Origin of the sequence: Clostridium sp., assembly GCF_051656525.1 — a bacterium.
Taxonomy (GTDB): domain Bacteria; phylum Bacillota; class Clostridia; order Clostridiales; family Clostridiaceae; genus Clostridium.
This window is the reverse complement of the sequence record NZ_JBOGCC010000278.1, coordinates 60,421-84,694: the sequence shown is the minus strand read 5'-3', so window position 1 is coordinate 84,694 and position 24,274 is coordinate 60,421. Positions and strand designations below refer to the sequence as shown.

Annotated in this window: 26 protein-coding genes; 23 read left to right on the top strand and 3 right to left on the bottom strand. The window is 43.8% G+C overall.

From position 1 onward, the window contains the following. Nucleotides 1-585: 585 nt before the first annotated feature. Complete coding sequence (locus ACRDDY_RS14020) at nt 586-1,416, bottom strand: DUF7484 family protein (RefSeq protein ID WP_438565568.1); 831 nt, start codon at nt 1,414-1,416, stop codon at nt 586-588. A gap of 405 nt (nt 1,417-1,821) precedes the next feature. On the opposite strand from ACRDDY_RS14020, the gene ACRDDY_RS14015 reads away from it, so the two are divergent. The 12 genes from ACRDDY_RS14015 (at nt 1,822) to ACRDDY_RS13960 (ending at nt 10,210) form a co-directional block, all read left to right on the top strand. Next, on the top strand, nt 1,822-2,673 hold the full coding sequence (locus tag ACRDDY_RS14015; protein WP_438565567.1) for a hypothetical protein: 852 nt from the start codon (nt 1,822-1,824) through the stop codon (nt 2,671-2,673). Nucleotides 2,674-2,904: 231 nt separating this feature from the next. Continuing rightward, nucleotides 2,905-3,342, top strand: coding sequence for a hypothetical protein (locus tag ACRDDY_RS14010; RefSeq protein ID WP_438565566.1), 438 nt, complete (start codon nt 2,905-2,907; stop codon nt 3,340-3,342). Further along, on the top strand, nt 3,339-3,878 hold the full coding sequence (locus tag ACRDDY_RS14005) for a hypothetical protein (RefSeq protein WP_438565565.1): 540 nt from the start codon (nt 3,339-3,341) through the stop codon (nt 3,876-3,878). Before ACRDDY_RS14010 ends, ACRDDY_RS14005 begins: the two co-directional genes overlap by 4 nt. After that, nucleotides 3,847-4,380 carry a hypothetical protein gene (locus ACRDDY_RS14000; RefSeq protein ID WP_438565564.1) on the top strand — a complete coding sequence of 178 codons (534 nt, stop codon included), beginning with the start codon at nt 3,847-3,849 and terminating at the stop codon, nt 4,378-4,380. The genes ACRDDY_RS14005 and ACRDDY_RS14000 overlap by 32 nt, the downstream gene beginning before the upstream one ends. Continuing rightward, entirely contained in the window at nt 4,367-5,068 is a 702-nt protein-coding gene (locus ACRDDY_RS13995) for a hypothetical protein (protein WP_438565563.1), read from the top strand. The genes ACRDDY_RS14000 and ACRDDY_RS13995 overlap by 14 nt, the downstream gene beginning before the upstream one ends. 8 nt (nt 5,069-5,076) lie before the next feature. After that, nucleotides 5,077-5,592, top strand: coding sequence for a hypothetical protein (locus tag ACRDDY_RS13990; RefSeq protein ID WP_438565562.1), 516 nt, complete (start codon nt 5,077-5,079; stop codon nt 5,590-5,592). Between the two features lie 242 nt (nt 5,593-5,834). Further along, nucleotides 5,835-6,086: a hypothetical protein gene (locus ACRDDY_RS13985; protein ID WP_438565561.1), complete on the top strand. Its 252-nt coding sequence runs from the start codon at nt 5,835-5,837 to the stop codon at nt 6,084-6,086. 30 nt (nt 6,087-6,116) lie between these two features. Beyond that, nucleotides 6,117-6,530 (top strand): phage DNA polymerase-associated SH3 family protein, encoded by a 414-nt coding sequence (locus ACRDDY_RS13980; RefSeq protein WP_438565560.1) that lies wholly within the window; start codon nt 6,117-6,119, stop codon nt 6,528-6,530. Next, on the top strand, nt 6,523-6,879 hold the full coding sequence (locus tag ACRDDY_RS13975) for a RyR domain-containing protein (protein WP_438565559.1): 357 nt from the start codon (nt 6,523-6,525) through the stop codon (nt 6,877-6,879). Before ACRDDY_RS13980 ends, ACRDDY_RS13975 begins: the two co-directional genes overlap by 8 nt. Nucleotides 6,880-6,890: 11 nt before the next feature. Next, nucleotides 6,891-7,298, top strand: a complete 408-nt coding sequence (locus ACRDDY_RS13970) for a hypothetical protein (protein WP_438565558.1) — start codon at nt 6,891-6,893, stop codon at nt 7,296-7,298. Between the two features lie 87 nt (nt 7,299-7,385). Then, nucleotides 7,386-9,515 carry a family B DNA polymerase gene (locus tag ACRDDY_RS13965; protein WP_438565557.1) on the top strand — a complete coding sequence of 710 codons (2,130 nt, stop codon included), beginning with the start codon at nt 7,386-7,388 and terminating at the stop codon, nt 9,513-9,515. Next, nucleotides 9,515-10,210 carry a thymidine kinase gene (locus ACRDDY_RS13960; protein ID WP_438565556.1) on the top strand — a complete coding sequence of 232 codons (696 nt, stop codon included), beginning with the start codon at nt 9,515-9,517 and terminating at the stop codon, nt 10,208-10,210. The genes ACRDDY_RS13965 and ACRDDY_RS13960 overlap by 1 nt, the downstream gene beginning before the upstream one ends. A gap of 88 nt (nt 10,211-10,298) precedes the next feature. On the opposite strand, the gene ACRDDY_RS13955 is transcribed toward ACRDDY_RS13960, so the two are convergent. Continuing rightward, a complete protein-coding gene (locus ACRDDY_RS13955) occupies nt 10,299-11,339 on the bottom strand; it encodes a hypothetical protein (protein ID WP_438565555.1) in 1,041 nt (346 codons plus the stop codon). An 88-nt stretch (nt 11,340-11,427) separates the two neighbouring features. Here ACRDDY_RS13955 and ACRDDY_RS13950 point away from each other — a divergent pair, with 88 nt between their 5' ends. The 11 genes from ACRDDY_RS13950 (at nt 11,428) to ACRDDY_RS13900 (ending at nt 23,836) form a co-directional block, all read left to right on the top strand. Continuing rightward, nucleotides 11,428-13,563 (top strand): hypothetical protein, encoded by a 2,136-nt coding sequence (locus ACRDDY_RS13950; RefSeq protein ID WP_438565554.1) that lies wholly within the window; start codon nt 11,428-11,430, stop codon nt 13,561-13,563. Between the two features lie 70 nt (nt 13,564-13,633). Beyond that, the gene (locus ACRDDY_RS13945) at nt 13,634-15,148 is read left to right on the top strand and encodes a hypothetical protein (RefSeq protein WP_438565553.1); all 1,515 of its coding nucleotides are present in this window, start codon (nt 13,634-13,636) and stop codon (nt 15,146-15,148) included. Nucleotide 15,149: 1 nt separating this feature from the next. Further along, the gene (locus ACRDDY_RS13940) at nt 15,150-15,770 is read left to right on the top strand and encodes a hypothetical protein (RefSeq protein WP_438565552.1); all 621 of its coding nucleotides are present in this window, start codon (nt 15,150-15,152) and stop codon (nt 15,768-15,770) included. A gap of 42 nt (nt 15,771-15,812) precedes the next feature. Further along, nucleotides 15,813-16,214, top strand: coding sequence for a hypothetical protein (locus tag ACRDDY_RS13935; RefSeq protein ID WP_438565551.1), 402 nt, complete (start codon nt 15,813-15,815; stop codon nt 16,212-16,214). 78 nt (nt 16,215-16,292) lie between these two features. Then, entirely contained in the window at nt 16,293-16,868 is a 576-nt protein-coding gene (locus tag ACRDDY_RS13930) for a hypothetical protein (RefSeq protein WP_438565550.1), read from the top strand. 26 nt (nt 16,869-16,894) lie between these two features. Then, the gene (locus ACRDDY_RS13925) at nt 16,895-17,968 is read left to right on the top strand and encodes a hypothetical protein (RefSeq protein WP_438565549.1); all 1,074 of its coding nucleotides are present in this window, start codon (nt 16,895-16,897) and stop codon (nt 17,966-17,968) included. Beyond that, a complete protein-coding gene (locus ACRDDY_RS13920) occupies nt 17,965-18,762 on the top strand; it encodes a hypothetical protein (protein WP_438565548.1) in 798 nt (265 codons plus the stop codon). The genes ACRDDY_RS13925 and ACRDDY_RS13920 overlap by 4 nt, the downstream gene beginning before the upstream one ends. Before the next feature lie 3 nt (nt 18,763-18,765). Beyond that, nucleotides 18,766-19,377, top strand: a complete 612-nt coding sequence (locus ACRDDY_RS13915; RefSeq protein WP_438565547.1) for a hypothetical protein — start codon at nt 18,766-18,768, stop codon at nt 19,375-19,377. Between the two features lie 90 nt (nt 19,378-19,467). Next, the gene (locus tag ACRDDY_RS13910; RefSeq protein ID WP_438565546.1) at nt 19,468-21,012 is read left to right on the top strand and encodes a hypothetical protein; all 1,545 of its coding nucleotides are present in this window, start codon (nt 19,468-19,470) and stop codon (nt 21,010-21,012) included. Beyond that, nucleotides 20,993-22,498 (top strand): hypothetical protein, encoded by a 1,506-nt coding sequence (locus ACRDDY_RS13905; RefSeq protein ID WP_438565545.1) that lies wholly within the window; start codon nt 20,993-20,995, stop codon nt 22,496-22,498. Before ACRDDY_RS13910 ends, ACRDDY_RS13905 begins: the two co-directional genes overlap by 20 nt. A gap of 3 nt (nt 22,499-22,501) precedes the next feature. After that, nucleotides 22,502-23,836, top strand: a complete 1,335-nt coding sequence (locus ACRDDY_RS13900) for a hypothetical protein (protein WP_438565544.1) — start codon at nt 22,502-22,504, stop codon at nt 23,834-23,836. 47 nt (nt 23,837-23,883) lie between these two features. On the opposite strand, the gene ACRDDY_RS13895 is transcribed toward ACRDDY_RS13900, so the two are convergent. Continuing rightward, a complete protein-coding gene (locus tag ACRDDY_RS13895; protein ID WP_438565543.1) occupies nt 23,884-24,213 on the bottom strand; it encodes a hypothetical protein in 330 nt (109 codons plus the stop codon). Between the last annotated feature and the right edge of the window lie 61 nt (nt 24,214-24,274).

Below are 24,274 nucleotides of genomic sequence, written 5' to 3'. Positions count from 1 at the left end.
TAAACTTAAAACCATGTAAAAAATAACTGGGTTATAGTTCATGTGCACGAACACACAACCGAACCAATTCAATAACAATCAGCGCACACTCATTGTAACTGAATCGGTTGTGAGATCATTCCGAGCGCAATTCCCCTTACGCCTCTCAATACGGATGTTGAAAGGCGTGCTTATCTGCCGACCATGCCACTCCATAGAAGTCTCTGACCGGATGACTATTGGCGTGGTTGGCGACCTAATGCTGGTTGTTGTTATTCTTGTTATCCCTGAACGCGTCATAATGGATTTAGTCAGAGCGCCTCCCCATAGCTATGACAGATACCGAATTGAGTAGCGTAGACACAGCCCAACGAGAGTCCGAAATAACAACAGCCGGCGCCAAGCTACCGTGCTAGAGCAACCTGGAAAGCAATGCGAGTACAGCCTGGGCTGGTATGGTGGGACGATCGTCGTAACGCAGATTGCATAAAATGCGACGATCCCATAAAGCGGTTTAGATATCGCTTGCCGATGTTAGATCATTCGGCGTATAATGGAAAGCTCTGGGGCGAAAGCCCCAGAGCGGTTCCTAATTTTTATTTGTCTTTAAACAGTTACCATGCCAGCGTTCCAGTCAGCTTTCTTAGCACGACGAGCATCACCCAGAATCAGAAGCTTACGCCAGCGCTTGCTAATCTGTTCCTGGTAATCGCTGGAAGCATTGGAATAGCTGTCTACGTAATCTTTGTAAACGCCGAGTTCACGTCCACCGTCAAGTTTAAACATATCGATGTCTAAACGGAGTTCGCGGTAGATATATGACTTAACTGCTAAATCCACCAATAAATTGAATTCATGGTGGTATGGAGGCATTAGCTCGTGAAACTCGCTAGAATAGCCTATACGGCATTCTAAGGTTAAGTTGTAGGCTAGCATTATTGTGTTGGTTACACGCAGCGAGAATGGCCCTACGACCTCTATATCGGCATCGGAGAACTTGACCATCCGATCTCTTGACATAATTTGCTTTGACATCATCTCATCGACGGTAGAAGTCTGATAAGTTGAGTACCCAGCATTGAATGGAGTCATGCCTGCAGTAGCTGAAATTACGCCGTTATTGTAGGCTCTGAGCACTGAATAAATTGGACGATTTTGGGTGTATTTTGCATCGATTTCATAGATGCGATGGTAGCGATAATTGAGTGTATCGTCGTATGAGAATGGACATTCATACAGTGGAATATCGATCAAAGTACCACCGATTCTGCTCAAATCTGGCATCACTTTATTGCGAATAACTCGCTCAATAATGCAATCTGTGAGCGAACGATTACGCTGATTTGAGTGTTTATCTGGCAGAAATGCATCTTCTAAGATGCGTTTTGGGATGTCGTTATTGAGTACAAATTGTACTGCATTATTGAAAAGATCCATATGTCCTCCTGTTGGATTCATACGAAGTTTTAAAAAACGACTGGATATGTATTGCTTTGTAAGCAACTATAGACATATATTATAGTTGTGAGCATTGTGAGGAAAACATTATGACACGACGTAGATACGTCTATCAGTTTAGACTAGAGGATCTGCATGATGTTATATGCGATGTAGATGACGTCGTGTGTGGCTTAAATGCAATCGGATATGTATTCTCTTCAGAATGTTCCTGGGCGCACAACATAGAACTCTGTAATGACCAGTGGGATCGTAGAAGTGGATATATTAGAGATCGGATCATTAAGTCAATATACAACACATTTGTACTCGAGCCGTGTATCGAAATAGTTAATGTTGTACAGGCCGGTAAAAATACTTTTAGAATATATGGGAATATTGAAAATGCTTGATGTCTCGCGAGTATATCTTAATGCAGAAGCTGAACGAATCAGTCACGAGTACGGAGATTTATTCTGCCACTATGGCTATGTTACCAATGGCCTTGTGTACTTCATGGACTTCGCGTTCAAAGATTATTTTCTATCGATTCCAAATGTTCGTGATATTGATTACTTCCTGGAAGCTATCGATGGTTTGGACGATATGACAATTACACCGCCAATTATGCAGCGTATCGGCACACGCCCATCGCTGGAATGGTGTAAAATCATTTACGAAGAATGTAAATCAATCCTTGCACGTTATCATGAACGCTGGGATGCCGTACAATATCTAACAGTAGGTAGCGTACTATCGATGGTATCTTCTGGCGATTATCGCATCATTGCATATACTCGAATGTTTGGTGTTGGTCGTGTGGAAGCACGTGAGTTTAAGAAGGAAGAACCTCTAATCGTTAACGACCCGTTCTTTGTTTCGGATACAATCACCCCGGAAATGGACGAGGATGTTTATAAGAACAATTGCGATACGTACATTGATGATGTAGAAGTGACCAATTACGCGAATCGCTACGATAAATCAGGTGAGCGTGTATTCCTTCTTACGGAACGCGATATCTTAGATTCATTCATCCTTAAAGAGAAATTCGAATACTCCAAGATGGACGAACAGACTATCGCCGAAATTAAACGTCTTAAAGCAACACATCGTGGAAAGCCGAAAGATGAAAAACGCGATACCACTAAACGTGCAGTTATCTCGAGAGGATTGTCACGAGACACTCAACTCATTATCCGTCATACATGGGATTTCAATTCCAGATCACTATCTACTGATGAGAGACGTGATTGAGTTCTGGCTAAATGTCACCCCGTCAGAATACGCTAAGTTCCAGATGGAAACAGATACACGAGATATCCCTGGCTTGCGTGATGTATATATGGACATACATCGAGTTACTCGAAAGCTAGTGCTATCTGGCGTAGGCAAAAACGTAATCTGCGGCGATTTGGATATAGTTGATTTTAAAGAAGGTGCAGATATGTTCTGTGCGGAACTATCTGGGCTAATAAGGTATGTAAAATGAATAAAGAATTGCGCATCTACATGGAACGCGACGAAGTTGACTCGTTGATTGACGAGATATCACGCAATGCCAGTAAACGGCCATCGTGTATCGACTTCGCAGATCTGTGGGTATGGTCAGTAATGCAAGCCATAGAAGATATTAACTCACGTGCACCATTCAGCTTGGATTTGGTAACATCAGTAATTGGTGAGATCAATGAAACCGTTAGCGAGAAAATGGAAGAAGATCAAAACGATCGACCACGTGACATCATCGATGCAATCTCAGCATGTCGTGTAATCATGGAGCGAATTATTACGACATCTGGATATGTTCGGTTGTACACATATCTGGAAGATGTTCTGAGAGATTACGATTTCACAGATATCCAGATAAGAGAAGCAGAATATTCTCGCTATTGTATTGTTGTTGATATGAGGATGGCAAAATGATCGGTGTTCATGTTATCGAAGGATATGGTGAGCTAATTGACGATCTAGCATCTATCAATGGCTTGGGTGAAAGTAACGTTGATCTTATTGAGTTTGTTATCGAAGATGTGAATACACTGATTCGTGCTGGATTGCATTACGTTTCCTTAGAGGAAATTGAAAACAATTCGGCTGCAGTAAAATACATCATTGATAACATCTCACGTAACGGCGAAGAGTTAACAGAGAACGCCGGAATCGTTGCAGCGATTGTTGCAGCAAGATTAATGTGTAGCATACTTTCATGTTTGATGGCGATGAGTGATGAATTCTTCGCAATGCAGATCAGTCTTGAAGAGACCGAAATTGCTGAGCGTAACCATAGTGAATTCATGTGCATAACACGAGTCGCTGCTTACCAAGAGTACAAAATCGAGGAAGATCAGCAAGTTGATCCCGCTCGGTTAGTTACTGCCATCTTTAAAATGTACTCTATGTATAGCGCTAAACACGCGGGAGTTCGCCGTGAAATACAGGGTATACTTAGGGCACATTGAAGACAACTTGCTCGAGATCCACAGAGAGCTGGCATCTGATGAAGCATATGGATTGTTTGCTCATCCTCGTGATGAAGTAGAAGACATAATGCTTAACGATGTTCTGTTTGCATATAGCGTGTATTGCTACGTGTTCATGAGAATCCTCAGGAATGATGATGATGAGGACGAACTGGATGACGAAGATGCAGAACTAGTTACGGCAGCTATCGCTAAAGTATTAGACAGAGTTAAAGATGAAGAAATCATCAGCAACTACCTGGAGTGTCAAGAGATAACCACGTGGGAACTGGCGGTAGAAATCCTAGACATTGTTGAAGACAGTTTTAAAGCGATGAGCGTTGTTAATTCAGTTGCCTATCAAATGGCTATCGTCGAGCTATACGATGAATTTGAACCAGATCATGCTATATATGTAGCTAAGTCAACAAACATTGACTTGCATATTAGTGTAGAGACTGGCATGGTAGCGAGAGGTTCAGTGGAAATTGAGTACGACTGAGGTCCCACAATTAACCCTGTTTATGCATGTTGAGAACGAGGATTATTACTTATCCAAGTGCGCACTTGCAGACGTGTCTATTCGATTAGAGAGCAGGTTCGGAACAACGACCGGATTTACTGAAATAACTCAGATGCTGATCAATGTTTATGCAATGGCGATGGTTAGCGCACTAGACACCGTCGCTGCTGCGCTCATTTATGAGTTAGCTGATCAGTATAATAACGGTGCAAAAGATGCTAAGGATTGCTTCAAGCGCGGCAAAGACCGCGATATTGTTCCTGAGGCTCTTTACGATCGTGCTGCAAAGCTATTGTTAGCGACCGGAATACTCAATGATGAAGAATGCGAGAAGTTAGATTTTCGTGAGCGCATCTGTGAATTCCTGAGTAATAAAGCTGAAACACTACTTACGGGTGTTGTTGAAATAACCACACAACTTGTTAATTTCGACGAGCACGATCCGATAGCTGACTCTTTGGATACATGTATCTTGCACTACAATGCAATGATCGCCAATGACGAATGGTGGGATTTCGCAAGAGAGTGTGTTTATCACGGATATACTGTTTCTGATGAAGTTGGAATTGGCGTGGGTGCGCAACTAGATATATTCTTCGCGTTGCCAACCGATACATATTCCATTGTTTTCGTTCCAAAAGAGTTAGCGCACGGTGTAATACACTAGGATATTTTATGGCAGAAAGACGACTGATAATCCCTATGTACGGGGCAGCTCGTCATAAGTGCATGGTTTTCTTCATCAAGAATGTATACTTGGGCGACAGGGGCTTTGCCCCTGAAGCCAAGACTATGTATGATTATGACGAAGTAGAAGATACGGCAATGATGCAAGAAGCATTAACAGACTTCTTTAATTACTCGCTACACTTAGCAGTAATTGATAGACTGACGCCGGACCTGGATTTGGATTATGTTAGGGAAACTACGGATAAGATTGAAGCCTTCTTGAATAATTTAATAGAAGAGTATTCCTGTGACAATAGCGATGTAGATGGCATCGATTTCCCTGAACATTTCAGAGAGAAATTTAGAAAGCTCATTGACTTGCTTGGAGATGCAGATAGAATATTCTCAGAAGTGATTGACATCATTACCGAAGAAGTAAGAAACTTCGATTTAATATCAGTCACTGGTTTGGATATTGATCTATCTCGCAGGTATATAACTGTGGATGGGGAGATACATTGACTACTATTTGCGTATTGCCGAGTCGTTCCGGTATCAGCAATATACGTCATTTTTATAAAGACATATTGCCTAAAGCACAGGTGTGCATCCGTAAGATTGAAAGGGATGTACTCGGCACATGGGTTAGCAGCTACTACGATTCGCAATGGGTTGTTCACCGAATACTTGATGTTCATACACAGCTTTTGGTACATCTATGTAAGTTGACTTATCGCAGACTTTACCCGTGTAGCTTCCACGATTTGGTTGATTATGATACATATCTAGATAGATTGATGGACGATGTTGAGCTGGACATGTGTGATGTAGAAACATTTATAAAGCTTAAAGAAATCCAAAAACACTTTGAAGATATGGAAAGCTTATACGTGCCAGACTTGTATGCATTGTTGGTAGACCCATTTGCAACAGCAGGATACGATATGAGCGCATGTACGGCAACTGGAATACACTGGAATGCTGATACTAACCATCTTACGGTAACATTCGATTGATTCCTATGATGATTAACTGGGAGTCTAAGTATGGCCGATATCAAAACTCTGCCGTCAGGAACTTATGTAAACATTCGATTGATTACAGAACGTCTTGGCGGCAACTTTAACAACTGTCGCAAAAAGGGCATTGTCGATTTCGATATTGCCGTTGCGATTGACCCAAATATCGTAGCAACACACGCTAACATCTATGCAGATTTACCACCCGGTACGCCGCGTGCTGCACAAGAGTTGGAGTATGTTGCTCTGGTATTGCCAGACGGTAAAACAAGCCGTGCGTTGGCATTGCCATGGATCGATAACGATGTAACAGTTGTTACTGAAGTAATTGCAACCACCAAGATTGTGCTTAGCAATAGTTCCGAGTTGGAGCGGCTGAATAAGTATCTGTTATCAGGTGGTTTCAAAATCCTTTCCATGGAGATTCCGAAAAATGTTTAACGCGAAACAAATCCTGGCTGCAAAAGTAGCACATCAGGTTAATAATGGCTTGCGCTCATATTTTAATGAGCCGTATAACGCAGACTGGGATGAGTTGGATGATGAATCTAAACAGCGTGCACTGGTAGGCGTGTCGTTGGTCTCAGATAATCCAGACATCACTCCAAAAGAGTGCCATAAAGCATGGATTGAATCAATGGCTAACCAAGGCTACCGCTATGGTCCAGAGATTGACCCTGTGCGAATGGAACATCCGGCAATGGTACCATATGCCAGTTTACCAGAGCCGCAGAAACTTAAAACAATGCTATTCATTTCAATTGTTAAATCGATTTGCGTAGCTAACTAAGGGATATCGGAATGAGAGTACGTGCAGAGCCAATATATACACACGGTGGAGACATCATGTTTATCGATAACACGATGGAGCGTGTTAACGTAGGATTGGCAAACAAGATTATCGGTGAAAAACTAAAGAAGTTATCCGATGAATCAGGAAAAAAGACCGCTGAAAAGTTTTATACTACTATAGATGTATCTAAACTATTCAAGGTCGGCAAAGTAGAAGACTTTAATGGTAAACTGTCTTCTGTATTATCACCATCGCAAATTCAGCTACTGAATAACAATCGCGCAGTTACGCAGTCTGATGTTATCGAAGCGATGCAAGGTGAATTGAAAGGTGCCCAATTCGACTACGTTATTAATGCAGTCGGCGAGTTGTTGGGATTACCAGCCAAAGAGCTTATTCTCAAGTTATGTAAATAAGGAAGGGCTTCGGCCCTTCCCAACTTTCTTTTTTTTTTCCTCTATGTCCTATATTATGACAGGTATGGGACAAACGAGGTTCCTTTAATGAGCTTATTTTTAAGATCGATTGACTACTATATTCGAGATAACGATTTCCTAAAAGGTTATTTCGAACAGACAGCAGCGTTCTTTGCTCGCAAGTATAAACAGCCAATTGAACTCATTAAAGAACAAATGGCTATTGCGATGCAACCGGGCGGGCACTTTGAATACAATGACCGTACGGTAACAATCAACGCGCGTGATAGAAAAACCGGAGACCGTGTAAGAACAACGATTCCATTATCGAGAATGTTCGAAGTTATTCGAAAGTGTAACTTCATGTTCTCACCATCGATGACAGCATATGTTAGTGCTGATGAAGAAGAATCACTGCTTGCAAACTTCATCGTTGAAAACGTTGCGGCACGTGGCAAAGTTAAGAAAGAAATGGCTGCTGCAGAAGCTGCAGGCAATATGGTGTTGGCGAGTAACAAGAAGAACGAACAAACCTCGCTTAAAACACGTAACAACTCTTTGTCAGGTGCACACGTATCCAAAGGTACATTCCTACATAACGCAACCCAGCACAGTACTCTTACTAGTATCTGCCGTACAGCAACTGCATACGGTAATGCTAATAATGAGAAGATGTTGTCAGGTACACGACATTACTTCTCTCCTGAGTGCGTAATCCATAATATCAACGCCATCGTTTCAATCTATGACCAAGTTGAGTTCAAAGATTGTATGCGTAAGTATCGACTGAAATTCCCGACAGTCGAAGAAACGATGGAAGTAATCCTTCACTCCACCAGACTGTTCTGGCCAGAAGAGAACAACGAAGGATTCGCAGAGATTCGTGCAGTCGTTGAAACACTCAGCGATTACGAACGTGCTGCATTTGTTTATATCGGCGACATGTATCATGTTGCTAAGTTCAACCCAGAGATTGTCCGACCAATACTCGGCAGTATCATGGAGTTGGAAGATAAGCCACTGCATGATTATGCAGACGTGGAAAAACGACTGGATGGCGATACTGAAATCCTGTTGTCACTTCTGTATAGCAAGTATATTGGCGCTAGAAACTTAAAGAAAGTAAAAGAAGACAATCCAGAAGATTACAAGATTGTGATGAACGGCGCCAAGCGCCTAATGGGAGTTATTGAAGGACACTTGTCTTTCTTCCGTCCGTTATTCTTCACTAAGATTGTACCGGCTTCTGTCTCACGTTTGCCTGATACCGTACGACGCGTTTCACTGGTTTCAGATACCGACTCCACTATGGCTACATCGCAGTGGTGGGTAGAATGGTATTTTGGTGAAATCGTATATGGCGATCATGCGGATGCAATTGCCGACGTAGTAACTTATATAGCGGTTCAGAATATCGCGCACATGATGGCATTGATGTCAGCCAACATGGGCGTGGTAGAAAGACTGGTATTTAAGTACGCAATGAAGAACGAATTTAAATTCGCTGCATTTGCGTTAACTAATAAGGCTAAGCACTACTTCTCGGCGATTACCAACCAAGAAGGTACAGCTAAGCACGAACCAGAACTGGAAATGAAGGGCGTTGTATTACGTAGCTCTAACATTCCACGCGAAATCATGATGGACTTCCGTGCAACAACTATGGAATGTCTGTTGAAAGTTCGTATCGGTGAAAAGATTGAACTGACTAAGTTGTTCGCACACATCGCAGAAATCGAACGTAATATTCGCGAATCGATTACTAACGGTGAAACGACATATCTTAAGACTGGCCAGCTAAAAGACCGCGGAGGTTATGCTAAGCCAGAGTCAGCAGCTTATTTCTACCATATGTTCTGGGAAGCAACATTCTCACGTTTCTATACATCACCGGGCGAACCACCGTACGGTATTGTGCATTTGCCTGTAGATTTGGAAAACAAAACTGCATTGAAGGCATGGTGGACAGATATGAAGAATCGTGAACTCGGAAACTTAATCGAAAGATTCTGTACCGAACATGGTCGTGATAACTTTACCAAGTTGATGTTACCAGAAACTGTTGTATCGAACGGGATCCCGAAAGAGATTCTGGATGTGACAAACTTCCGTAAGCTCATCTTTAGTACCATGGAACCATATTACCATATGTTGGAATCCTTGGGTTACTATTGCATGAACGACAAACGTTATAAACTAATTTCGGATTACTATTGATGGCAAAGATTTATTTCAAGTATGGTGCAATGAATTCCGGTAAGTCTACCGCGTTAATTCAATGCAGCTTCAACTACAAACAGCGCGGCATGGAGACGCTGCGCTTTAAACCAAAAGTAGATACGCGCGATGAAGATGGTTTTATCACTTCACGCGTCGGATTAAAGACCGACTGTATCATGCTTGGAAAAGGAGACTCGGTTCTGGATATGTATCTGGAATCTGTAGTTGATCCGATTGAAGCAGTCCTTATTGATGAAGCGCAGTTCTTAACTGTGAAACAAGTAGAAGAGCTGGTTGTTATTGCTAAGCTTTATGATACACCGGTATTGTGCTATGGCCTGAAGAACGATTTCTCTATGACTTTGTTTGAGGCTAGCGCTAAACTGTTAGCCGTAGCAGAAAGTCTGGAAGAGCTGAAAACTGTGTGTTGGTGCGGCGATAAAGCTACACAGAACGCACGTGTTGATGCTAGCGGTGCAGTAGTCTACGAAGGCGAGAGTGTTGTAGTTGGAGACATTGGACTATACGTTCCGCTGTGCTTAGATCATTATGCACAAGGCATGTCAAACCCAAATGTGATCCGTTTCTGCAACGAGAGCTGGGGAGATTACTTGGATCGTGTAAAACACAACCAAGGAATATTGCATGAAGCAATTGAAGCAATTCATCCTGATATTCAAGAGAATAGCTGAGCTACTTAGCCTGTTCGCACCGAAGAAGCGTCGCAAGTTACCATAAGCATAGACTGAGGGGCTTTCGCCCCTCAGCTATTTATGCTTGTCACCGTTTAAAAAATAACCGATATCTTTCTTTTATATGTGGAGCTGCGTTTTGCAGTATCGACCATATGTGGCTATCTATAGTTTGTGTCAGTTCACGACGCCATGTAGATAACTGCCCCTTGTTGTAATCTTCATTGGTGTTACGCATAAACGTATCGCCATAAAGTATAAGTGGCAGCTTAGCTAAATCGAAGAACCAGCCGGTTTGACGAGAGCGCATAGCAGGCACAGTAGGAATTAAATCAAGCGCACTTAACTTGTAGAACAATTCCGTACCATAAAGGTTTTGTGAAATTGTGTGTGTTTGACCACCTAATTTCTCCAGCAAGTTTCGGATATGTTTTTCCAGTAAGCTGTCAAACGACATAAGAGTCGTAAGATGGTATTTCTTATCTGGAGTCATGTCCCAGCCTTGCTGCGTATAAAGATGTCTGTTAAACAAACTGATATCCGTATAACTGTGGATTGCATTGGTAACTGGGAACTTGTGTAAGAAGCTGCGGATAGTTTCCGTAGAGCCGTCTAACGTTCGCTGTCTTAGCCAGCACTTAAACTGATAAGCTAACGCAAATACGTTAATGGAAATCAGAGCGTATGTATCTTCGTTCCGATGTCCACCGTATAATGTGTTAAGGTTCGTCTCCTCGTGATAAACGAATTCAATCGGTGATATGTTTTGCCAAGCTTCGCGAACGAAGTCATCACAATGTAGATAGATGTATTCATTACATCCATCCATCATGAAGTGGCGATGCGATTTACCGTATGATGTCGGTGATACTAAGCCTAGAGCCGTACCCAACATATATACACGATCACGCAACTTGTAATACATCTCTTCAAGTGAATCGTTGCGGTTAATTGACAATGAGTTTAGTATCGTAATCAATAAATGATCAGGTGGAAGCATATCTGCTGCCAGTCTGCGAGTACGGATATTGTAGCTCACGTTTTTATTAACTGCAGTGCGTATTAATTTGAAGGACGGGTCAAACGATCCACCACGATGTGTGGCGGTTGATACATCGATGGTAATCATAACCTTGTTCCAAAAAAATTTGACACATATTTTATCAATGTGAACCTGCCACAATAAATCTTAAACTGTAATAAAAGGACGAAACAAAATGGGTATCAAGCGCCGTGCTACTGAAACAGAAGTAACCTCCAACAACGCGCAGGTTGAAGAAGGAAAGACTGAAGGTCAAGAAACCACTGGTGGTGAAGAGCGTCGCGAAGACCGTCGCGATCGCCGTGAAGACAGCCGTGAAGACCGTCGCGACCGTCGCGAACGTGATGATCGCGATGAACGCCGTGAACGTCGTGATAGCGATGAAGAACGCCGTGAACGCCGTGAGCGTGAGCGTGAAAATGCACGTCGCGATCGTGAAGACCGTGAACGCCGTGAGCGCGAAGAGCGCGAAGAAGAAGAGCGCACACGCGCTAAAGATAAGAAAGAAACTTTCGAGGATAAACCACGAATGAACCTGAACATCGGTAACGCATACAGTTCTTCACGCAACAACCAGCGCGTGAACCGCTTCAACCAACTGCACCAAGAGTGGAAGAAAGCTAACTCTTCCAACCAGCTCGCTAAGATGCAGGAAGAAGCAATTAAAACCTTCCCAATTCCGGGTATGGAAAACCTGGGTCCAGTGTCTCTGCTGGCAACCGTCGGTACATTCGATAACGATCCGAAGTTCTACTACTCACTGATTGTGGTAGAGAACCGCGAATCTACCGTTCGCGAAGTAACTCGTCGTAACAACGATCGTCGTCGTGACCGCGATGAAATTCGCGAATATATCTCAATGGGCGAGCAGCTGGATGACAAGACTCTGACTTCTGTCGAAGAGACTCTGTGCAGCCTGCATAGCGCACTGAGCATCAGCGATATGCGTTACTGCGGTTATGTAGTCCTGTCACACGGCGTGTCTCTGGATACCGTTGACGAGATCCTACCAATTCTGGGTACCGCAACTGATTACATCCTGACTGCGGCCGGCCTGACTCGCGAGCTGTTCGATGCTGATTTCAAAGCAGACGGCATCAAGCTGGAAGGCATCATCGGCATCGTCGGTACTTCCGACGTAGCTGGTTATGCAGGTCTGCCAATCCGTAACGACATTTCCATCTCACTGGAAACTTCACAGACTGGTAACAACCGTTCAACTTCCCTGATTGATAACACCTCTCAGGCACAGTGGGCAACAGCAAGTGGTTATATCGACCTGCTGCCGGTTGAGTCACCAGACTCTACTCGTGATGATCGTAGCAAAGACCACAATCTGGCATGCCTCCTGCCACGAATGGTCTTCAGCGAAATCGACGTGTATCGTGAAGAAGAATCAGCTGGTCCAATGGTACGTAGCATGATTGCTGCATCCATCGCAGTTAACCTGGATAAAGCATATCGCTACTTCCGCTGCTTTATGCCAACCGCGTTCAGCAGCCGTGACCGCGACATCCGCGATCTGGGCTACCTGATGGATCCACAGGCATCCGTTGAGCCGGGTAAACTGGACATGGAGAACCCAGAAGATGATCAACAAGTCTTCGAAGTTCTGAAGCGACTGGTTCGCCATAGCCTGGGCATGGAATTCGCATACCGTTATAACGAAGGCATGCCTGGTTCATCATTCGGTGAGCTGCTGCGCGACATCTACGAAGATCGTAGCAACGTAGCGCGTGAGCACCTGTTTGATCTGTTGGACGATGCAACAAACAATTACTTCACCGACGAATTCGATCGTCTGAAAGGTCGTGATGTAATCGCAGCTGCATTCAGCCTGCCGGATGGTCACTACATGACCAACAATGGCCCACAACCGGTTACTCGACTGGACCACTGGTTCGCAGCGTCTAAGTTCCAAGATCGCGATACCCAGCGTCTGGATGATTATATCCGTGCACACAGCTCTACAAGTGGCCTGTCCAATGATGAGCGTGTTGGCATTGCGCTGGATCTTTACAAGCATCTGTCCGGTGATACCTTCAAGATGACCGGCATCTGCACCGTAATGATCTTCGATCCACTGTTCATGGAAGCGTGCTATGCAGCATTCCATCGTGCAAATATGGAGCTTCAGGTTAACCGTGACCGTGATGAAGTACGCGGCCGTCGTGGCGAACGTGCATCAGCACACTACGGTCTGCGTTATGACGAAATGCGTGGCGCTGGCCGCAACAATCGTCGTAGCAGCGATCGTCGTGGTCGTGGCGACCGCGACAACCATAGCCGTACCCGTAACGCACGCTGGTAAGGTGTTGGTGTAAAAATGAGAGAGGGGCATTCGCCCCTCACTCTTTTATTTTTTGTCAAGGGGATATGGAATGAATCGTGGCGCTGCACTGGAATTGATCGACCTATCTAAAGAGTTTCGATCATTAAAGAGAAACCCGATTGTTGTAAATGATGTAGTTGAGGGGTGTTCTACTTCTGATGCGGTAAAAGTCCTGAACGATTTGACACGTGTGCATTACAATGGCGATGCATTAGACATTACACCAACGTGCGGGTGTGGTGAATTGTCAGGCAAGTTTAATGAAGGTCAAACTTGTCAGAATCCGAAATGCTCAGACCCGGTAGTAAAGCGAGTGATGGGCCAAGATTTCGAATCACATGTATGGTTTAGAAATCCGGCTGGTCGTTTCATTAACCCGATATTCTGGGTGCGGTTCAACGCAAACTTCAGTAACGCAAAAGATTTCGACATCTTGCGTTATCTGACAGATGCGCGTTATCGCCCAACGCTTTCGGAATCGTCGAAGTTTCACGCGTTAATGCGTTATATCGACGGAATCGTGGAAGAGAGAAGTTTGTCTTATGTTACACGCGACTTGAAAACATTTAAGTCTGTGTTTCGTAAATTGCTGACACCAGAATTCATTAAGATTCTGTATAGCAACAAACGTGCCCGTGTTCGACCAACCAAGAAAATGGAAGAGTTCTTGGAATTGCTGGATATTGAGAATGAGGCAGCGTATTGTAAGTATATGCCATACCCATCCAAATGGGCAATGGTTACTGAGCAAAGCGGCGGCAACACATTCGCAGATCCTACAATGCTGCATGCGATTGATGCAGCAAAGACAATTGCTGGTTTGGAGAATTCACTCCGACCACTGAGCCCAGCTCGCTTGAATAGCAAACTGGTCGATGTGCAAAGCAAGATGTCAGATTTCTACGTTGATTTCGTTCGCGAAACGACGTCAGGTAAATATGGATTGTTTCGTCGGCAATTAGGTGCGACACGAACGCCTTGGTCCGGTCGTGTGGTAATCATACCACATATCGGAGCGCATGAATACGACGAGGTGACTGTTCCATGGTCATGGCTGGTAGTAATGCTTCGAAATCACATCGAAGGTCATTTGCTACAACCACCATTTAACATGACACCAAAACGGATGTCGAAATACATTGATCACTGTATCTGTAATTATGATGAACAGATGCATGATATTCTGAAATGGTTTATCAACAATAGTTTGGTAGGCCACGGAATCCCAATGGCAATGTTGCGTAACCCAACGCTGGAGATGCTTTCTAACCAGCTGTTACGTATCACTGATGTGTTTACAGATCCCCATATCTATGCAATGCGTATCAGTAACCTTATCATCAAGAATCCGAATGCGGATTTCGATGGTGATATGACGCAATGTAAGTTGATTATGGACCAGTTTGATCTGGATACATATAGTGCACTCGAACCATCCAATGGTATGATGAGCTTAACAAGACCGTTCGAAGTTTCAAGCAGTATTGTCTTACACCCTGAGACAATTAGTTTGATTAATAACTATCGCGCCCATTGTTTGAGCGAAGCAAATAAACGGGGATAAAATGGCGATTATTATACAGGGCGCTTCTGAATCTGTTATTGCGGAAACATATTCTTACCGTGATGACGATGCAGTCGAGCGCGTTCGCCGTTCGTATGCCGAAGATGACAGGCTTTCAACAAGATTCCGTGAACGCATTCGCGAGACACATGAGAATCTGAGAAGCGATCGTGCATACCGACTGGCGACATCCGCCATGCGTCGATTACGTAATGTCCGCCGCGAAGATCGAATCGAACAGTTGTACGATATCGGTGCAATGCAACATGCCAAGAAACGTATGCGTGATGTTATTATGACATCTCGCCTATTGAAGAAGGCACGTACCCGCGGAATGATCGACGGATATGGCGATCATATTGAGTGGACCGAAGAACGTTCGCATGAACATGCGTCAATGTTAACTCGTCAACTTAACAATGGTTTGATTGAGAAACACGAAGATGGCGTATATCGTTCAACACGATACTATCTTCGTGAAGAACGTCGTACCGAATTTAATAACTATGACCGTGCTGAAGCAATTCTCACTCGTCGTACAGTGGAACGTTTAATCAGAGCTGGCAAAGGTGATGATCCAACATCTCCTTATAATGCTTGCCTGACAGCGTTCTATCCGTAATCCAAATAGGGCCAGTGGCCCTATTTTTTTTCCTGGTGGTTTATGACAAAAGCTCGTGGCACGCTGTCTACGCGTGGATGGCTGAGAACGCCTGAAAGTAGACTGGCTGGAATGTTTACGGAATACGAGGCGGCAAACCCATCGCAGTCATTGTTTTACCGTAGTAAAATCAGGTCTCTACAGTCCACAATCCAAGCGGTTGGTAAGGACCCAATAAAACTGGCATCTGCAATTCAGAGCGATCTGGAAGGGAAAGTTAAATTGAATTTCCCAGAGCGTGCTGGTAAAGTTGGCGTTGAGTGTGTGCTCAATAGTGATGAGACTGAGATCAATATTGAGATCTCAATTACTGTGTTTGAGAACGATAAATCTTATAGCCTGAACCGTGTATTATCTACGGTAGGCGAAAGCTTTATCAATTTAACTAATGCGGTTATTGTATAAGGAATGATCATGGCAATGTATACCAACCCACTATATCAACCAAGCTCTGAATCTATCCCACATCGGGAAGCCAGTCGTTTGGCAGAACGCGTAACAGAAGTAGCCCGTCGTGAAATCGGACCAATGTTGGATGTCGTTGGTTACAGCTATTTCAAAAGCACAATGTTGCCACTACTGGCGGCAATTTCACGCGGTGAAGATTTTGACCTGGCCACTTGGTCATCTCTGATCTCGCACGAGAACGTTGAAGTGTCGGTTGTTGATGATATCACCGGCGCTGAAAAGTATCGTATTTCATCGGTGTTCTTTAATACCGATATCAGTATCGACGATGTTAACCTTAAAGGCATTTCCGTATTTACTGATGAAGTAAAAGCGCAAGCTAACGTATCCGAAACATTATCACAACAGATGATGATGGATATTGTTGATTCTCGCGTTATCCCAGTTACCAAAGATGAAATGTTCAGCTCTGGCGTATTAGCAATCGCCCGACTGAATAAGATCTTTGAAGATCACGGCATGGCGACACTGCCAGACCCACGCGAATATTTCAAACGTGATATCATGCCTAACGTCGAAGGCGCCGCGCCTGCAGCTAAAGAAGCAGCTGCACAAGCAGTTGATGAAGCGGATGAATTCGACGAATTATGATACTTAATCTATCGGATGTTCATTTGTTGAATCGTGAAGTTCCATCAGAACACATGGTGGAATCACTTCGCAGTTTCATACCGCCTGATATGTGGCAGCGCCTTACTGCCATATTTATCTCTGGCGATCTATTCGATAGATTGGTGTCGGCACAAGATTTAGTCGAACAATACCCAGAAGTAGTTGACTGGTTAAAAGAATTCCTCAGTAATTCTAAGCGGTATAAGGTTCCAATCAGGATGGTTAAAGGTACGCCATCACACGATTGGAATCTTTGCAAGTGGGTTCTGAAAATTGACGAATTGGCAAACATAAAGACCGATATCCGATATTATGACGACGTGCATTTGGAATATGATGAATCATTAAAGCTATGGATAGCTTACATTCCAGACGCCATCCGCCCAGACCCAATGATGGTATATAATGAACTCGTTGAAAAGATGAAAACTCTTGGATGCGATAAGATTGACTATATCATTGCCCATGGATTCTTTGATTTCCAAAATACTCACGACTCACCAGCGTACGATACCGCTTTGTTTTCTGACTTGGTTCGTTATGCAATATTCTGCGGCCACGACCACGGAAATAAATCGTATCTTAAGGTTTATATTCCCGGCTCGTTTGAAAGATTGCGTCAAAATGAGGAGCATCCAAAAGGTGCGCTTATTTCGCAGGTTGTCGGTGATACACATCGTGTATTCTTTAGAGAAAATAAGAACGCTGCAAATATCAGGACTGTAGATTTCACAGAACTTGATGACGATCAGTTGTTAACGCGTGTGAGTGCTGAGATTACCAAGCAACATTTAACAGATGCTGTGTATTTAGGAAAACTCCGAGTATTAGTATCTGGTAAAACTCACTTGCGTACAGCATTGCAACGACTGACCAGAAAAACAGCGTTTAAACTGGATATCGACTACATCAACGACGATACCGAAGTTATAGAGAAGCGTGAACAGAACAAAAAGTTTACTGAAAACTTGGTTCCGCTGCTCCCTGGAAATATCAAGGATTTATTACTAGATGCTGTATCATGTGACACTGATATTGCAACCAAGGTAATCGATAAAATACAGGGGGCCGTTAAATGACACGTGACTTTGGTTTTTATCCGGCATCAATCGGTACGTCCCTCGCCTTAGAGGGACTTAACTCGACTGGCGAGAATGTTGGCGTAAATAAGGGATTCAAGCTGGAACGCTACGGCGCCCTGTACGTAAATATGCGAACGATCGTAAGGAATGCAATTGGCTCATTTCCATATGAGGATCAGCGAAGCTTGTCTTATAAGCAGATCCGGGATGCAGCAGAGCAAGACTATGATTGTTTGACCAAGCACGTGCCTGAACATTTACAGATTATTCCTTATATATGTACATTCCAGTCACTCAACAAAGAGTTTAAAGGTAAGCATAAGCAGTACAACACTGACTTGCAAAAGCTAGCTGTTGAAATCGAAGAAGGTGCAGTATTCGGGATCTATAAAGAGAACGAGGCTGATATCTCCAGATTCGATATCGAAATGAAGGGCGATCGTAGAACAATTTGTCTTACGCATCATCCTATCGATCTGCTATCTGCTAAGAAGTTTCCAGAGTTAATCTTATTGGAATCTCATACCGGAAAACTAAAAGACAAAGAAGAGTGGTCAACTAAGTTAAGAACATGCGCTAATCCATCTCGTATGCCTTTTAACAAAGTTACTCTTCAAATGTACGCCGATAACAACATGTTCATGCCTCAGCCTAAAAAGATGCGTGATGTAATGATGAAGATCGGCGAAAAGCGCGAATGGGATGCAAGTACCAAGCAATCAACAATGCTGCTGGATGTGCGCAATTCTTACGAGCCACACCTATATAAACATTTACTAACACTGGAATAAGTCATGTCTGACATCAAAAAGAATTATCTGGACGAAAACGCATTCAAACCAATCGCCAAGATCGACGGTGGCAAAACCATGCGCCTCCGTGTTTCACTTTGGAACAACTGTTTGCAGCTCGGTACCAAAGTAGGTAACGATTTTCTGAACATTGATATCACACTGGATTACTTCCGCATTATTTACAACCGCGTGAAGAAGTGGAAGCCGGAAGATCGTAACGTTAACGTAGCACTTAACTGCAAAAAAGGCCGCGATAACCAAAACTATGGCATGGTAGCTTTCGGTATTGGCGACGACGGCGTTGCATACATCGGCGGTAAAGATACTCGCGGTGGTTCCGTTAAACATCTGTTCATTCCAAACGTTAAGTTTGCGATGATGGAAAACGGTCAGGTTGTGCCGGATAACGAGATCTCTTATGATCTGTTTATGGCGTGGTTTGAAAACATTGCTCAGATGTTGCCGGTAGCATGGAACAACTCTTATAAGACCGCAGAAGAGCGCGCTTATAAGCCTGGTCAGAATGGCGGACAAGGCGGTGGCCAACGTCAATATGGCCAGCAAGCACCACAGCCAGCAGGCATGACTTTTGATGAAGTGATGGACTTTTAATAACGCATAATGAGATGGGGCTGATGCCCCATCTCTTGAAAAATAACACAGCCATATATTATATAGGTGATGTAGTTAGGGGAATCTTCTATGCGTATTGAAACTAGAACAACTGAACGCGGGCGTGAAGTTGAGCTATCGATATCACACCATAATGATAGCATATTCTTCGAAACGATTAAGATGGGTTCCACAGACACATGGAAACCGGAAGATCTTTATCGTGAAGTAAACGAGTTCTTCCAGTCTTTATCGTCTGTAGAACAAGATGAGTTATTCGCGCTGTATGTAAACGCATCAGATGTTTTACGCGAGTCACACGCATCTGAGTATTTTAAACTGCTATCACCAATCATGTGCAAGATTGTTGATAAGTATTGCACCATCGAACGAATGCTGGACTTCATTCCAACACTCGGTATTCAGATACCAGAAAAGATTATGGATAGCTTTGATACAGAGTTATCCCGCAAGAATCGTGCGCAGACATATCTTCGTTATGAATATGAAGGTCTGATGTGCATGATGGCTGTGCTGAAATGCATTAACCCAATCTGGATTTTCTATCGCTCGTGTATTAGCGATGGTGCGCGAGATAACGATATCTATACGTTGATTGATGCAATGCGTCTAATTGGCGGTAGTGAGTTTTTCCAATCTCGCGAAGTGGATCGTTTCTACGAATTCACCGAAGCTGTGTATGCAACAAAGATTGGCGATAATGTAGATACGTCGATTCTCGAAGGCGTGAGTTCTTCAGATTTGATTAACTATGTTTTCTCAAGCTTGTCTATTGATAAGCTAATGTCGATGCCGATCTCTATTGGCGACCACAATACACATCTGGTAACAAAGTGTTATCACAAGATCGAACAAGACTGTAAATCATTGCCGTCTAAGTTCCGGTCACGTGCTATTCGTCGTACAGCGCCTAAGAACGCAAGCGATGATTCCAAAACCAGCTGGTTGGACATTTTCACAGTACGTGAATCTGTACCTATTAGCTATTATAAAGCTAACGATATCTACCTAAGGGATTTCCGCAAGATTCGTGATGACCTAGACCCGACAATTCCAGATGATTTAATCTTGGACTGTCTGGACGGTTTTGATGAGTTGGCAGGTAAACCAATCTTAGGTGCGTCCCACAAGATTCCTCTTCACCAAACCTTAGTGCAGTTGGTGATGTATGATATTGTGCAGATTCATACGTTATCTAACGTAGGACGCGACAGTATTCTGAATGCCATGGCAGTGACGCAGGCATACTTAATACATCATGGTTTAATCAGCGTAGCAAAGTTATTTAGCATTTATCCGGTGTCAGAAGAACCAATGTTGATGCCAATGAATGTGCCAACAACAGCGCTGAAGAATGAACTCGCAGAGTATTGTAAATACAGTACGCAGACTAAAAAGGATCAGGCCTGCGCGAATCCATTCACTGTAACAATTGAAGAACTGACAACACGTATCAGTTACTTCACCTGGGAAATTTGCACAAACGATGTAATGCGTTCCGCACTAAACTGCCGTGCGCAGCCAATGCCAGTGAACCAAGACATCAAGAATGATCTAAGCAAGATGTTCGTAAAATTAATGGAGAGAAAGAAAAATGCATCCAACCCTGCGTGAGCTTGTGTTCGTGGAAATCCGCGATATGGTAGTACCAGAACAGCGCTCGATGATCATGAACTTCGACCAGTCTATGATCGATGCTCTGACTGAAGAATATGAAGAACAGGGTAAAGTAAACCGCGATATGATCTCGCGTACTCTGAATGCCGGCCTGGATGTGTCGGATACATCTTATACACCGCGTATTGGCCGCAATGGCGACGCTGTTGATTTGCGCCGTATGCGCTGGCACGCACTGGTAGAATTCGAAGAGTGTACGGTTAACATGCCGGGTATTTCATTCTTCGTATCTGGATTTACCGGTGAGATTTATGACGATGATCTGGTTAATATCGATGATCGTCTGGATATGTACATCAACCAGATTACTGAATATCGCACAACGATGCGTCGCGATAAACGTGGCGATGAATATGTACACTATGATGTTTCTAAAATCATTCTGGTACAGCGCAAAGACCACTCTAGCCGCGATCGCCACCACACCAGTCGTGTTGAAGATATCTTAATCTTTACCGATATGGAACATTCCAATACTTTGGAAACGGCACGCAAGCGCGGTGAAATTATCGTGACTGGTTCCGCATTCATGAAGGAAGGCAAAGCGGCAGACATGCGCGAGCTGAACCGCTCAACATTCCTGTTCAACCTTCTGGATTCAGATACTGCTACTGAGGCAGATAGTCGTACGTATGCAGAATCATTACGTAACCCTGACATCTTTGGCGAAAGTCGTTATCAGTCGGCAAGTTATTCGGTCCACACCAACCGCTATAAGTTAGCAGGTGGTCTGATTTCATTCCTGGGTAATCGCAATCCTGATGTTACACAGAATGGTATTTGCCAATATCGTGACTGGGTTGATATGATGGATGTTCGCAATCCAATCATTGAAGACCTGCAAGACATTACAGTAATCATGCCAATTGCTGGTAATGATATCTCTTATATCTCCCGCGAATTCTACGGTAAGTCATCTAAGATGCGTTCGCTGGCAATCGCTTGCCAAGAAATTCCATCTATGATGAATGACTATAAGTTGGCGCAGCTGTCATTTACAATTGACAATGACCAGCTTATTGATGGCAAGCCTGAAATGTCAATCGACGATTTCGCAGCAGTATCAAATATCGATACGAGCGATATCATGGCTCAGGCTTGTCTTCGCCGCATTCTTGGCGAGGTGTACGATCGCATCAGCGATAGAAACCGTCGTTATGTATACATTCGTGTATCAGCTGCGATTGGCGGCCAGATTGAAATCGAAATGGAATACGAGAACAACGCGCCAGAGGAGTTCCGTTATCCAGCATCAATGACTGGTATCTTCGGTACCACAACATCGTACGAGGCAGAAAACACGTACGACAACGCGAAGCAGTATCACCACCTGTCCAAGGAATTCGTAGATAAACAAGTTTTCCACAAGGGCGATGATGAAAAATATGGAGAGCGGAAGTACAACCGCTGGAACGAGGAATAATAGATGTCTCTGGAACAAGAAATTTGTAACAATTATGCCAATCTGTTGACTGGCATGTTCTTAGTTATCGGGAACCGTGGCTCTGTGCTATTCCCGAATGAGAACAATGACCACGTTGAAGTGGATGGCTGTAAACTTTATCTGCCGACCGAAGAAAACCTGGACTCCCGCGATCTTAAAGATGCTGTGTTCTTCCACCCGTTATGTGAAGATGCATTGCATGGCCAATCCAAGATGATTCACTTCCTGACTCGTCGCGTATTGGCTGCAAACTCACTGCGCTTGGACCTGATTGTCCAAGCCATGTTTGACCTGGCTAAGAATCCAGCAAAGCAAAAATCAATCAAGTCAGCAGAAGCGATTAAGTACCTGACCATCATCAAAGATATGAAGGACGATACCGCTAAGAAGTGGACCAAGCTGGTTACAGAAATGTCAGAAAATGATGGCTTGTTTAGCATCTATCTGAACCGTAACAAAAAGCTGGATGATGTGCTGTATGCACGTATGTGCGTTGTTGAAATCCCAGTCATTAGCGATGAGCAACCGGGTGCTATCCTGTGCGGCGTAAACGTGCACTCGAAAGCCAACAAGGAGATGTTCCGCAATCTATTGACGGAAATCTTCAAAGATATGCCGCTGGAATTTGGCAGTAACCACACTGTACCATATTTCCATGCATTGATGGAAGCACATCGAACAATCACCAAGCGACTGAATAACATCACAGCGTTGTTCAAAGGGGCAATCGATTTACCGCAAATCAATACCGAATGGTTCGAAGATCTTCTCGAAGACAACTTCAGTAAATACCATCGTATGATTCCAGACCTGAAAGATAACACCGGTACTGATGTTAAGTCAATTCGCGACACTGAAGATGAAAAATCAGGCAAGCGCGTAGATAACTTACCTAATGCAGCACGCGGTGGTAAGACCGTATCACTGGATGATCTGGATCGCACAAACAGTAAAGAGCGTGACCGCGAACGTGATAGCGATCGCCGTGGTTTACGTGATGATCGACGTGACCGCCGCGATAGCGATTATGATGATTATCTGCGTGAAGTTAATGGTCGTGGTCGTGACGATCGTGATGACCGCGATGACCGCTATAGTGATCGTCGGGACCGTCGGGACCGTTATGATGACCGCCGTGACCGTCGCGGACGTTATGATGATGATGATCGTTATGATGACCGTGGTCGCCGTGACCGCATGCGTGATGGATTCGGTAGCCGCGATCGTTACGACGACCGTGACCGCCGAGATGATCGTCGTGATGACCGGAATGACAAACGCCGTAGCGGTGGTGTCAACCTGTTTGATTACGATTGATCATAAAAGATCTAAAGAGGGGCAGATGCCCCTCTTTTTTTTTCGTCTTAAAGTTCAGCAATAGAAATAATGTCTTCAACCACTCCAGAATCGGGAATGATCAATTGATCCACTTTGGTATCAAAGTGCATGTGCGAAGGAATATTATTGATGAGCATGATTACGTAATGCAATTCGTTAGGATACCCAACACTCTTCATAAATCGATAAAAATCATACAGGTCTAAGCTACGCATATTTGCGTCAACCGGTACTGTTTTTGATAAAGGGTGTTTTCTGAGGTAATCTGCGTGATGCAGTATCAACTCACGTAGTTTGGGGTTAGCGGCAACATCTGGCGTAATGTAATCACGATGTTGATTAAATGGATGTGCCATGTAAAATACCTCACACATATATTATATAGATGAGACGAGTGGATCTCATCTGTAAAGTTAA

Excerpts from the sequence above, each read along its gene's own strand:
- ACRDDY_RS13950 (WP_438565554.1), top strand. The coding sequence starts at position 11,428 with ATGGGTATCAAGCGCCGTGCTACTGAAACAGAAGTAACCTCCAACAAC.
- ACRDDY_RS13980 (WP_438565560.1), top strand. The coding sequence starts at position 6,117 with ATGGCCGATATCAAAACTCTGCCGTCAGGAACTTATGTAAACATTCGA.
- ACRDDY_RS13970 (WP_438565558.1), top strand. The coding sequence starts at position 6,891 with ATGAGAGTACGTGCAGAGCCAATATATACACACGGTGGAGACATCATG.
- ACRDDY_RS13900 (WP_438565544.1), top strand. The coding sequence starts at position 22,502 with ATGTCTCTGGAACAAGAAATTTGTAACAATTATGCCAATCTGTTGACT.
- ACRDDY_RS13945 (WP_438565553.1), top strand. The coding sequence starts at position 13,634 with ATGAATCGTGGCGCTGCACTGGAATTGATCGACCTATCTAAAGAGTTT.
- ACRDDY_RS13905 (WP_438565545.1), top strand. The coding sequence starts at position 20,993 with ATGCATCCAACCCTGCGTGAGCTTGTGTTCGTGGAAATCCGCGATATG.
- ACRDDY_RS13920 (WP_438565548.1), top strand. The coding sequence starts at position 17,965 with ATGACACGTGACTTTGGTTTTTATCCGGCATCAATCGGTACGTCCCTC.
- ACRDDY_RS13955 (WP_438565555.1), bottom strand. The coding sequence starts at position 11,339 with ATGATTACCATCGATGTATCAACCGCCACACATCGTGGTGGATCGTTT.
- ACRDDY_RS14005 (WP_438565565.1), top strand. The coding sequence starts at position 3,339 with ATGATCGGTGTTCATGTTATCGAAGGATATGGTGAGCTAATTGACGAT.
- ACRDDY_RS14010 (WP_438565566.1), top strand. The coding sequence starts at position 2,905 with ATGAATAAAGAATTGCGCATCTACATGGAACGCGACGAAGTTGACTCG.
- ACRDDY_RS13965 (WP_438565557.1), top strand. The coding sequence starts at position 7,386 with ATGAGCTTATTTTTAAGATCGATTGACTACTATATTCGAGATAACGAT.
- ACRDDY_RS13910 (WP_438565546.1), top strand. The coding sequence starts at position 19,468 with ATGCGTATTGAAACTAGAACAACTGAACGCGGGCGTGAAGTTGAGCTA.
- ACRDDY_RS14020 (WP_438565568.1), bottom strand. The coding sequence starts at position 1,416 with ATGGATCTTTTCAATAATGCAGTACAATTTGTACTCAATAACGACATC.
- ACRDDY_RS13895 (WP_438565543.1), bottom strand. The coding sequence starts at position 24,213 with ATGGCACATCCATTTAATCAACATCGTGATTACATTACGCCAGATGTT.
- ACRDDY_RS13935 (WP_438565551.1), top strand. The coding sequence starts at position 15,813 with ATGACAAAAGCTCGTGGCACGCTGTCTACGCGTGGATGGCTGAGAACG.
- ACRDDY_RS13990 (WP_438565562.1), top strand. The coding sequence starts at position 5,077 with ATGGCAGAAAGACGACTGATAATCCCTATGTACGGGGCAGCTCGTCAT.
- ACRDDY_RS13915 (WP_438565547.1), top strand. The coding sequence starts at position 18,766 with ATGTCTGACATCAAAAAGAATTATCTGGACGAAAACGCATTCAAACCA.
- ACRDDY_RS13960 (WP_438565556.1), top strand. The coding sequence starts at position 9,515 with ATGGCAAAGATTTATTTCAAGTATGGTGCAATGAATTCCGGTAAGTCT.
- ACRDDY_RS13975 (WP_438565559.1), top strand. The coding sequence starts at position 6,523 with ATGTTTAACGCGAAACAAATCCTGGCTGCAAAAGTAGCACATCAGGTT.
- ACRDDY_RS13940 (WP_438565552.1), top strand. The coding sequence starts at position 15,150 with ATGGCGATTATTATACAGGGCGCTTCTGAATCTGTTATTGCGGAAACA.
- ACRDDY_RS14015 (WP_438565567.1), top strand. The coding sequence starts at position 1,822 with ATGCTTGATGTCTCGCGAGTATATCTTAATGCAGAAGCTGAACGAATC.